At 72.2% G+C, this 10,775-nt stretch carries 6 protein-coding genes; 1 reads left to right on the forward strand and 5 read right to left on the reverse strand.

Translation table 11 applies throughout. From position 1 onward, the window contains the following. Positions 1–125: 125 nt before the first annotated feature. Positions 126–1,988, reverse strand: a complete 1,863-nt coding sequence (locus GCU69_RS21965; RefSeq protein ID WP_156206966.1) for a rhamnogalacturonan lyase — start codon at positions 1,986–1,988, stop codon at positions 126–128. Positions 1,989–2,155: 167 nt separating this feature from the next. On the opposite strand from GCU69_RS21965, the gene glgP reads away from it, so the two are divergent. Continuing rightward, positions 2,156–4,792: an alpha-glucan family phosphorylase gene (gene glgP, locus GCU69_RS21970; protein WP_156206967.1), complete on the forward strand. Its 2,637-nt coding sequence runs from the start codon at positions 2,156–2,158 to the stop codon at positions 4,790–4,792. Positions 4,793–4,953: 161 nt separating this feature from the next. On the opposite strand, the gene GCU69_RS21975 is transcribed toward glgP, so the two are convergent. From GCU69_RS21975 to GCU69_RS21990, 4 genes are all read right to left on the reverse strand, one after another. Next, on the reverse strand, positions 4,954–6,654 hold the full coding sequence (locus GCU69_RS21975; RefSeq protein WP_098753994.1) for a M4 family metallopeptidase: 1,701 nt from the start codon (positions 6,652–6,654) through the stop codon (positions 4,954–4,956). Between the two features lie 313 nt (positions 6,655–6,967). Further along, positions 6,968–7,768 (reverse strand): hypothetical protein, encoded by an 801-nt coding sequence (locus GCU69_RS21980; RefSeq protein ID WP_156206968.1) that lies wholly within the window; start codon positions 7,766–7,768, stop codon positions 6,968–6,970. After that, positions 7,769–8,290, reverse strand: a complete 522-nt coding sequence (locus GCU69_RS21985) for a hypothetical protein (protein ID WP_098753996.1) — start codon at positions 8,288–8,290, stop codon at positions 7,769–7,771. Between the two features lie 695 nt (positions 8,291–8,985). Then, positions 8,986–10,775 (reverse strand): ABC transporter ATP-binding protein (locus GCU69_RS21990; protein WP_156206969.1); only part of this gene is annotated, 1,790 nt, incomplete at its 5' end.

Here is a 10,775-nt window from a genome sequence, read left to right on the forward strand (position 1 = left end):
CGCCGGATGAGGACAGTCCGGTGGGGACCAGTGTCATGAGCGGAATTCCCTTCTCCGGTTGTGACCCTGAGGGTCCCTCACTGGCAGGTCCCCGACAAGGGGGGACCTGCCACTTTCACGGAGCGTCAGGGAGTCGTCACATCCGGGCGGGGAGCCTCCGCCATGCCGTCGCCGATGAAGAAACTCGGGTGCGGCGGCTGGTTGTAGGCGGTGTTCTGCCAGGCGAGCGCGACACGGTACTGGGCGTCGTGCAACAGGGTGGTGATCCTGCGGTCCGTCTCGTGCGGCGTCGAGTGGATCCGCAGGGCCCGGTTGTCCGAGGTGCGCCAGACGACCTCCTCGCGCCAGTCGCCGAGGATGTCGCCGGACAGCGCCGGGGTGGACTTGGTGCCGTTGTTCGACGCCACGCCCTCACCGGTCAGCAGCCGGGTGTCCGAGTCCGTACCGTACTTGTCGATCCGGGTGCCGTCGAGGAGTTCCCGGACCGGATCGCCGTCCCACCAGGAAAGGAAGTTGGCGCTGGACGGCTTGCGGCCGGTCTCGGAGCCGGACGCCGACCGCATCCGGCTGTCGGCGGAGGACCAGGCCTCGGCGCCGGGGCTGCCCGCCCAGACGTCGGCGGCGACACCGCGGCCGTTGTCGCCGGCCGGGTCGGTCCGCCAGAGGATCTCCCCGGTGCGCGCGTCGGCCATCCACGAGCCGGGCTTCGAGGCGTCCTCGTCCACCTTGTAGTACTCCAGGCCCGCGCGGGACGGGACGAGGTCGCCCGCGTGGCCGGCGTCGCCGTGGCCGTACCCCGTGTTCCACAGGCCGGAGCCGTCGTCGTCGACGGCCGCCGCGCCGTACAGGATCTCGTCCCTGCCGTCCTGGTCGACATCGGCCACGGACAGGCTGTGGTTGCCCTGGCCGGCGTAGCCGCCGTTGCCGGAACTGTCGGAGTCGAAGGTCCAGCGGCGCTCGAAGGCACCGTCGCGGAAGTCCCAGGCGGCGATGACGGCACGGGTGTAGTAGCCGCGGGCCATGATCAGGCTGGGGCGGGTGCCGTCGAGATACGCGGTTCCGGCGAGGAAGCGGTCGACGCGGTTGCCGTACGTGTCGCCCCAGTTGCCGACGTTGCCGCGGGCCGGCACGTAGTCGACGGTGTCGAGGGCGGCGCCGGTGCGGCCGTCGAACATCGTCAGGTACTCCGGTCCGGACAGGATGTAGCCGTCGCCGTTGCGGTGGTCGGCGGAGCCGTTCCCGATGGCCGTGCCCTCGCCGTCGACGGTGCCGTCGGCGGTCTTCACGGCCATCTCGGCGCGGCCGTCGCCGTCGTAGTCGTACACCTGGAACTGGGTGTAGTGCGCGCCGGAGCGGATGTTGCGGCCGAGGTCGATCCGCCACAGCCGCTCGCCCTCCAGCGTGACGCCGTCGAGGTAGGTGTTGTCGGTCGTCCCGGCCTGCGAGTTGTCCTTGGCGTTCGTGGGCTGCCACTTCAACACGAAGTCGAGGTCGCCGTCCCCGTCGAGGTCGGCGACGGAGGCGTCGTTGGCCTCGTGGGAGGAGGAGGGCGGACTGATCGGCACGTCCTTGTAACCGCCCGCGAAGCCGACGGCGGGGGGCGAGTCGTCCTGCTCGGCCCCGTCGACGACGGCGCGGACCGTGTAGTCCGCCGACGCGGCTGCCCCTTCGTGCAGGAAGTTGGTCGATTCCGTGACGGGAGCGGAATTCACCTTTGTCCCGTCCTGATAGACGTTGAACGCCACGTCGTCCGGGTCCGTGGCCAGCCAGCGCCAGCTCACCAGATTGCCCGATCCGGTGTATACGCTTACTACACCGCGATCGAGACTCTCCATCTGCCGAGCGGCGGCAGCGGGTGCGGGGGAGGCCAGGGCGGTCAGTCCGGCGGCCGCCAAAGCGGTCGCCAAACCCGCACTGACCAGGGCATGCTTACGGCTGATGCGCCTCCTCGGGGCTTCGGCCGAAGGCTGGGAGTGGGGGTGTCTCATACGTGCCTCCTCGGGATGGTGGGGGGTAAGGCCTTTCTATGGTTGCGGCTTTCCCGAGTCCCCGACAGGCGTTCGACAGCATTCGACAAGCCGTCCGTTCGGTGAGATCTGGACAGAACGCGTGAATGTACGCGAACGGCACCCGTCGCCCCGGATACCTTCGGCATGTGAAGGCCATTCGTCGATTCAGCGTGCGCCCCGTCCTTCCGGAACCCCTACGACCGCTTCAGGAACTGGCGCGAAACCTGCGCTGGTCCTGGCACCCCGAGACCCGCGCCCTCTTCCGGGCCGTCGACCCCGAGGGCTGGCGGAGCGCGGGCGGAGACCCCGTGCGCCTGCTCGGTGCCGTCCCCGCCGCGCGGCTGGAGAGCCTGGCCGCGGATTCCGAGTTCCTGGACCGGCTCGCGGCCGCGGCCGACGACCTGCGGGACTATCTCGGCAGCCCCCGCTGGTACCAGTCGGCCGGCCCGGAGCTGCCCGCCGCACTCGCCTACTTCTCCCCCGAGTTCGGCATCACCGCGGCGCTGCCCCAGTACTCCGGCGGCCTCGGCATCCTCGCCGGCGACCATCTCAAGGCGGCCAGCGACCTGGGCGTTCCGCTCGTCGGCGTCGGACTGCTCTACCGGCACGGCTACTTCCGGCAGTCGCTGTCCCGGGACGGCTGGCAGCAGGAGCAGTATCCGCTGCTCGACCCGAACGAACTGCCGCTCGACCCGCTCCGCGAGCCCGACGGCCGGCCGGCCCGGGTCGCCCTCGCCCTCCCCGGCGGCCGCTCGCTGCGCGCCGCCGTCTGGCAGGCCCGCGTCGGCCGGGTCCCGCTGCTGCTGCTCGACTCGGACGTGGAGGAGAACGACCCTCGCGAACGGGACGTCACCGACCGGCTCTACGGCGGCGGTAGCGAGCACCGGCTGCTCCAGGAGATGCTGCTCGGCATCGGCGGAGTCCGCGCCGTCCGCGCGTACTGCCGGATCACCGGACACCCGGAGCCGGAGGTGTTCCACACCAACGAGGGGCACGCCGGGTTCCTCGGGCTGGAGCGGATCCGCGAGCTGGCGCAGCCGGAGCAGGGCGGCCTCGGCTTCGACGCGGCCCTGGAGGCCGTGCGCGCCGGGACCGTCTTCACCACCCACACCCCCGTCCCCGCGGGCATCGACCGCTTCGACCGGGAGCTGGTCGCCCGGCACTTCGGTGACGACGGGGAGCTGCCCGGCGTCGACGTCGGCGACGTGCTCCGGCTGGGCCTGGAGACGTATCCGCGCGGTGAGCCGAACCTGTTCAACATGGCCGTGATGGGGCTGCGGCTCGCCCAGCGCGCCAACGGGGTCTCGCTGCTGCACGGCCGGGTCAGCCGGGAGATGTTCGCCGGGCTGTGGCCGGGCTTCGACCCGGAGGAGGTGCCCATCACCTCCGTCACCAACGGGGTCCACGCCCCCACCTGGGTCGCCCCCGAGGTCTACGCGCTCGCCGAGCGGCAGATCGGCGGCGACCGCGCCGCCGAGTTGCTGAGCGCCGGCGGCGCCGACCGCTGGGACGCCGTCGCAGGCATCCCGGACGCCGACATCTGGGAGCTGCGCCGGGAGCTGCGCGCGCAGCTGGTCACCGAGGTGCGGGAACGGCTGTACGCCGCCTGGCGGCAGCGCGGCGCCGGAGCCGCCGAACTCGGCTGGATCGACGGCGTCCTCGACCCCGACGTCCTCACCATCGGCTTCGCCCGGCGCGTCCCCTCCTACAAGCGGCTGACCCTGATGCTCCGTGACCGGGACCGGCTGATGGAACTGCTGCTGCACCCCGAGCGCCCGGTGCAGATCGTCGTCGCGGGCAAGGCCCACCCGGCGGACGACGGCGGCAAGCGGCTGATCCAGGAGCTGGTCCGGTTCGCCGACGACCCGCGGGTGCGGCACCGGATCGTGTTCCTGCCCGACTACGGCATGGCGATGGCGCAGAAGCTCTACCCCGGCTGCGACGTGTGGCTGAACAACCCGCTGCGCCCGCTGGAGGCCTGCGGCACCTCCGGGATGAAGGCCGCGCTCAACGGCTGCCTCAACCTGTCGGTGCTGGACGGCTGGTGGGACGAGTGGTTCGAGCCGGACTTCGGCTGGGCGATCCCGACCGCCGACGGGGCCGCCACGGACGACGACCGGCGCGACGACCTGGAGGCGAACGCCCTGTACGAGCTGCTGGAGCAGCGCGTCGCGCCGCGCTTCTACGACCGGGACGCGACCGGGCTGCCGGACCGCTGGATCGAGATGGTCCGCCGCACCCTCACCGTGCTGGGCCCGAAGGTGCTGGCGGGCCGCATGGTCCGGAATTACGTCCATCAGCTGTACGCGCCTGCCGCGCGCGCCCATCGCGCGCTCGACGCCCGGACCGCGGAGGACCTGGCCGGCTGGAAGGCCCGGGTGCGGGCCGCCTGGCCGCGGGTGGCCGTCGACCATGTGGAGGCGGGACCGGCGGACGAGCCGGAAGGCGCCGCCGAGCTGGGCGCGACCCTCGCGCTCCGGGTCCGGGTGGCGCTGGACACGCTCGCGCCGGACGACGTGGAGGTGCAGGCGGTCGCCGGCCGGGTCGACGCCGAGGACCGGATCAGGGCCGCGCGGACCGTACCGCTGAAGGCGTCCGGGAGCCCGGACCTGGAGGGCCGCTGGCTCTACGAGGGGCCGCTGGAGCTGGACCGGACGGGGCCGTTCGGCTACACCGTGCGGATCCTGCCCGCGCACCGGCTGCTGGCGAGCGGCGCGGAGCTGGGGCTGATGGCGGTGCCGTCGGAGGCCGCGGTCGAGAACGCGGGTGTGCTGATGCGCTGACGCGCCCGGGCGGCGGAGCCGGGTGACGCGGCGCCGCCTCGTGGGCGGGGCACGGCGTCCGGGCGGCGCCGCCGTACATGGATGGGCGGTGCCCGGCAGCTCCTCGGGGAAACTGCCGGGCACCGCCCGGTCAGGGGTGCCGCGCCGTGTTCAGGGGCGGGTCACTTGACGTTGACGCCGGCCCAGGCCGCGTCGACGCCCCGGTGTTCGGCGCTGCCCTCGCCGTACAGGTCGGCGGCGGCCTTCAGCGTGGCCTCGCGGGCCCCGTGGTAGTCCGTCGTCGAGGTCATGTACGTGGTCAGGGCCTTGTACCAGATCTGCGCGGCGGCCTCGATGCCGATGCCCTCGACGGTCGAGCCGTCGGAGGTCGGGCTGTCGTAGCTGACGCCGTTGATCTCCTTCTGTCCGCTGCCCTCGGCGAGCAGGTAGAAGAAGTGGTTGGCCGGGCCGGACGAGTAGTGCACGTCGATGTCGCCGAGGCCCTCGGACCAGTAGTCCTCGGAGTTGCCGTCCTTGCTGGGCTGGTCCATGTGGCGCAGCGGGGAGCCGTCGCCGTTGATGTCGAGCCGCTCGCCGACCAGGTAGTCGCCCTTGTCCTCGGCGTTGTCGGCGTGGAACTCGACGGCGGCGGCGAGGATGTCGGAGGTGGCCTCGTTCAGGCCGCCGGACTCCCCGCTGTACTCCAGGCCGGCGGTGGCGGAGGTGACGCCGTGCGTCATCTCGTGCGCGGCCACGTCGAGCGAGGTGAGCGGCTTGGCGTTGCCCTCGCCGTCGCCGTACGTCATGCAGAAGCAGGAGTCCTGCCAGAAGGCGTTGACGTAGTTGTCGCCGAAGTGCACCCGGGAGGTGGCGCCGACGCCGTCGCCGCGGATGCCCTCGCGGCCGAGCACGTCCTTGAAGTAGTCCCAGGTGGTGGCGGCGCCGTAGTGCGCGTCGACGCCCGCGGTCTGGCGGTCGTTGGCGCTGCCGTCGCCCCAGGTGTCGTCGGCGTCGGTGAACAGCGTGCCCTCGCCGGACTCGCCGCCCTCCAGGTCGCTGGTGGTGTGGCCGCCGCGCGCGGTGTCGGTGAGGGTGAACGCGCCCTCCGCGCCGGAGGTGCCCAGCTCCACCGAGCCGCTGTACTGGCTCTCGCCGGCGCCGTTGTGCACGGCCTGGTACGTGTGCAGCCGCTCGCCGGTCGCGGCGTCGGTGACGACGTGCAGCTCGCTGGGCGTGCCGTCCTCCTGGAAGCCGCCGGTGACGGTCTCCCAGGCCAGTACGGGCTTGCCCTTCGCGGCCCAGACGACCTTCCGGGGCTCCTTGCCCTCGGCGGCCTTGTCGACACCGGTCTTCAGTGCGGTGCTGACGGCGGACTTCTCGGCGGCGGCCGCGGAGATCGCCGGCTCGGTGGTCGCGACCCGCAGGGCCGACCGTACGGCCTTGGTGACGCCCTGGTGCGCGCCCTTCGCGTCCTGGTGGACGATCAGGTCGCCGCCGAGGACGGGCAGGCCGTCGTAGGTGCGCTCGTAACGGGTGTGGAGGGAGCCGTCGGCGTCCTTGACGACGTCGCGGACCAGCAGCTTCTCCTTGGCGCCGAGGCCGAGCGCCTGCGTGGTCCGGGTCAGCGCGGACTCGGCGTCGCGGAGCAGCTCGGCGCGCTGCGAGGAGGAGAGGCTGACGATCCGTGCGCCGTCGCCGGCGTCGGCGGGGGCGGCGCCGGCGCTCCCGGCGGACACACCGGAGGCGAGCAGCGCGGCGGCCGCGAGAACGGCTCCGGCGGCGGTCCCGGACAGGCGGGAACCCGGTATACGCGATGAACTCACGCGTTCTCCTACAAAGGTGGGGGGATCAGGAGTGCGGGGGTGTTCAGGGGAGCGTGTCATTACCGGCGCGTACATGCCATACATCGAAAGGAAGTTGACCAAAACTTGTCCGTTGAGCAAAGAAGTCGGTTCGCCATCCGGACATTCACCCCTTGGACGTGCCCTTTTGGGAGTGGCAGGGGCGACCGGCGGGCAGCGGACGGCCCGGCGCCGGGGCGAGCCGGCTCCGGCGCGGTCGGTGTGCCGGGCAGCCCGGAGCCGAGCGATGCGGTGCGCGGTGCTCGGAATTCCGGCGCAGGAGGGTGTCTCGCGCTGGGTCTGCTCGGCCTCGGCCGTACCGGACCGGTGAGGTGACGATCCGGCGGGGCGGCACCTATAGGAGGACCACGTAGGCGATGGCGGGATAGGTGGCCGTGAACGCCCAGACAAAGCAGTTGAGACCCATGAGCACGGCGCAGCACAGGTGGAATCCGATGCCTGCGAACACGAAGTACGGCAACCAGGTCGCAGGCGCAGCCAACGCCAGCGGGAAGAGGGTTTCGAACAGGACCACTCCGTTGGACAGCCGCCGCGCGGTGGCCGGGTGCGCGGCGAGCCAGGCAGCCACGGACGGGGTGCCGAGGGACCGCGTTCCCAGCACTCCGACGAGCCCGGTGCCGTCCTGCCACACCCGGGACGTCACCTTGTAGATCCCGGAGACGCAGTACGCCAGGCACGCGTGCAGGGCGATGAACCACAGCCCGAGTCGCATGGCTGTCGGACTCGGATGCACGGCGACCAGCAGCAGCGTGCAGAACACGATCATCAGCACCTGGTCAGAGCCCTCACAGCCGCAGCCGCCGCGCAGGGCCGGCAGGCAGGTGCTCGCGACCACGAGGCCCAACAGGACCACGTGAAGGGGACCGTGCAGCGTGGTGGCGGCCAACGCGGCCGCGGCGGCCGCCCGTACCGCGTACGTCACCAGGACCGCGGGGAAGGCCAGGGCCAGGTTCAGCACGGCGCCGGTGACGCCGGTGCTCCGGCTGCGGTGCCGCAGCCGGAGCACCGGCCAGCTCGCCAGCGACGTGTCATCGAGGGCACGCGGCCGGGCCAGATATTCCAGTGAGGACACCAGTACCCCGGCCGAGGCCAGCACCTCCACCCACCGCAGCGCCGTGCCGGGGGCCAGGCTCATCTACCCGACCTCGTGCGGCCGGGAGAGGAACAACGGCTGCGGCAGCTCGTCGCGCCCGGCCCCCGAGATCGTGACGATCAGGAACTGGATGTCTGCTCGCTCGGCCGGTTCGGCCTGGGCACAGACGTGGCGGAGCAGCATGAGGTAGGGCACCGACAGCACGGTGGCCGGATCGGCACAGGCGGGATCACGGTGAGCCAGCTCCTTGGCCAGGTCCAGCAGTCGCTTGCGGCAGCGCCGGTCAGGATTCCAGGCGAAGTTCCACCACCGTCGCCGGCCCTCGGTGCTCACCTCCTGCCAGGCGCCGAACTCCCTGCCGCGGGTGCGGGTGCGGAACAGCAGGTGGTAGTCGTGCACTCCCGGGACGGGAGCGAAGTAGTTGTAGCGGGGGACGAGGAGGGACGCATCCCACCGGCCCAGCCGTGGGGCCACGCGAGGCGCGGCGACCCTGAGCTGGGCGAGGACGCAGAGCAGCAGCCAGGCCGCGAAGAGCGCTGCGAGGGTGCACTCGTACACGCCCATCGCCGCAGTCTCCCGGGCGTCAACTCCGCGTTGCCGTAAAGCGTTGACGCAGCAGCTCCTCCACACTTGCGCACGGAGGGAGCCCCGCCGCCACCGAGGTCTGTGACCTGGGAGCGATTCCCTGCTGCTGAGCGCTTTCCCAGCGCGGAGACGCGGAATGTTCCGATGAACGCGCCGGTTCTGATGCGACGATCTGCGGCTCCGGGCCTACAGCAGCCGCCACGTCCACGATGTGAGCCATGTTCGTCCTCCTGCGGATCAGTTGCCGACCAGCTGTCAGCGGTGGTCGACACGGGCCACGATGCGTGCAGCCCTCACGGGCGCCGGTGCCCGAGCAGCAGAGCGGTCTTCCGGCCGCCGATGCCCTCTGACAGCGCGATACCCCCCACCATTCCCCCGCCCGCACCGCTCGCCAAGGGCGTGCGAAACCGGCGCGCGAAGCACCCTGCCCACCCACACTGTTCGGGGACGCCTGCCCTCGCGCTCCACGCGGTGGGCGCTCTGTGGGCTCCCACCGGGAGTGGGTACAGCGGGAGCGGTCACGGCTACAGGGCGAGGAACGGCCCGGAGCCCGGGGAAGAAGCACCGGCGGCTACGGACCCGCGACCATCCGCACCGTGCGCCGGGACCGGGCCTTCACTGCGCGTCGTCAGCCGGCACGGCGCCTCGGCGCGTGGACCCTGCCCTCCGGGCGGTCAGACCAGGCTGTCCAGCCAGGCACGGCGCAGATCCGCGAAGCGTCCGCCGCCGCCGACGAGTTCGGCCGGGGTGCCGTCCTCCACGATCCGGCCGCCGTCCATGACGAGGACCCGGTCCGCGATCTCCACCGTCGACAGCCGGTGCGCGATCACCACGGCCGTCCGCCCCCGCAGCACCGTCAGCATGGCCCGCTGGACGGCCTGTTCGCCCGGAACGTCCAGGGAGGACGTCGCCTCGTCCAGGATCAGCACGCCCGGGTCGGCGAGCAGCGCGCGGGCGAACGCGACCAGTTGCCGCTGGCCCGCCGAGATGCGGCCGCCGCGCTTGCGGACGTCCGTGTCGTACCCCTCGGGGAGCGCCGCGATGAAGTCGTGCGCCCCGATGGCCTTCGCGGCCCGCTCGATGTCCTCGCGGGCGGCGTCCGGGCGGCCGATGGCGATGTTCTCGGCGACCGTGCCGGAGAAGAGGAACGCCTCCTGGGTCACCATCACGACACCGCGGCGCAGCTCGGCGGAGGCGAGGTCGCGCAGGTCGGTGCCGTCCAGCAGGATCCGCCCGCCGGTGGGGTCGTAGAACCGGGCGAGCAGCTTGGCGACCGTGGACTTGCCCGCCCCGGTGGAGCCGACCACCGCGACGGTGCGGCCCGCCTCCAGGGTGAGGTCGAAGCGCGGCAGCACCTCCCCGCCCGTGCGGTAGCCGAACCGCACCCCTTCGAAGACCACGTCGCGGCCCGGGCTGTCCGCGGGCCGGCCGGGCAGCGGGCGCGGCTCGTCCGGCTCCGGAACGGTGGGCCGCTGGGCCAGCAGGCCGGAGATCTTTTCCAGCGAGGCGGCCGCCGACTGATAGGAGTTGAGGAACATCCCGAGCCGGTCGATCGGGTCGTACATCCGGCGTACGTAGAGCGCGGCGGCGGCGAGGACACCGAGCGCGAGACCGCCGGACGCGACCCGGTGGGCGCCCCACAGGACCGTCGCGGCCACCGCGAAGTTGGCGACCAGCCGGGAGGAGACCACATAGCGGGCCATCTCCAGGATCGCGTCGCCGTTGACCCGCTCGTGCCGGCCGTTGAGCCGGGCGAACTCCGCGTCGTTGGCCCGCTCGCGGCGGAACGCCTGCACCGGGCGGATGCCGTTCATGGTCTCGGCGAACTTCACCACGACCGCCGCCGTCGCGGTGGACCGCTTGCTGTAGATGCGCATCGAACGGCGGCGGAACGAGCGGATCAGCAGATACAGCGGGACGAAGGACAGCACGGCGGCGCCGCCCAAACCCCAGTCGAGCCAGAGCAGCAGCACCGAGATGTAGAGCACCGACAGGGCGACGCTCAGCAGCTCCTCCAGGCCCTCGTTCAGCAGCTCGCGCAGCGACTCGACATCGCTGGTGGCGCGCGAGATCAGCCGGCCGGAGGTGTACCGCTCGTGGAAGTCGACGCTGAGCGCCTGGGCATGCCGGAAGATCCGGCCGCGCAGGTCCAGCAGGACGTCCTGGCTGACGCGGGCGGAGGCGCGTACGAAGAGGAACTGCAGCCCGCCGGACGCCAGCGAGCAGAACAGATAGCCGAGCGCGACGGCGGCCAGCGGCCCGTTGTCGCCCGCCCGCACCGCGGGCACGGCGCGGTCGATGGCGTACGCGACGAGCAGCGGCCCGGCGTGCACGGCGGCCTGCTGGAGCAGCAGGATGACACCGGCGACGGCGACCCGCGCCCGGTACGGCCGGAGCAGCGAGCCGAGGAGGGCGCGCGAGGCACCCTCCGGAGCCGGCAGCACGTCCCGGTCGAACGGGTCGC

The sequence above is a fragment of the Streptomyces lycii genome (assembly GCF_009735685.1).
Taxonomy (GTDB): Bacteria; Actinomycetota; Actinomycetes; order Streptomycetales; family Streptomycetaceae; genus Streptomyces; species Streptomyces lycii.

Bases quoted from the DNA above. Each gene is read 5' to 3' on its own strand.
- GCU69_RS21985 (WP_098753996.1), bottom strand. From the start codon at position 8,290: ATGGGCGTGTACGAGTGCACCCTCGCAGCGCTCTTCGCGGCCTGGCTG.
- GCU69_RS21980 (WP_156206968.1), bottom strand. From the start codon at position 7,768: ATGAGCCTGGCCCCCGGCACGGCGCTGCGGTGGGTGGAGGTGCTGGCC.
- GCU69_RS21975 (WP_098753994.1), bottom strand. From the start codon at position 6,654: ATGACACGCTCCCCTGAACACCCCCGCACTCCTGATCCCCCCACCTTT.
- GCU69_RS21965 (WP_156206966.1), bottom strand. From the start codon at position 1,988: ATGAGACACCCCCACTCCCAGCCTTCGGCCGAAGCCCCGAGGAGGCGC.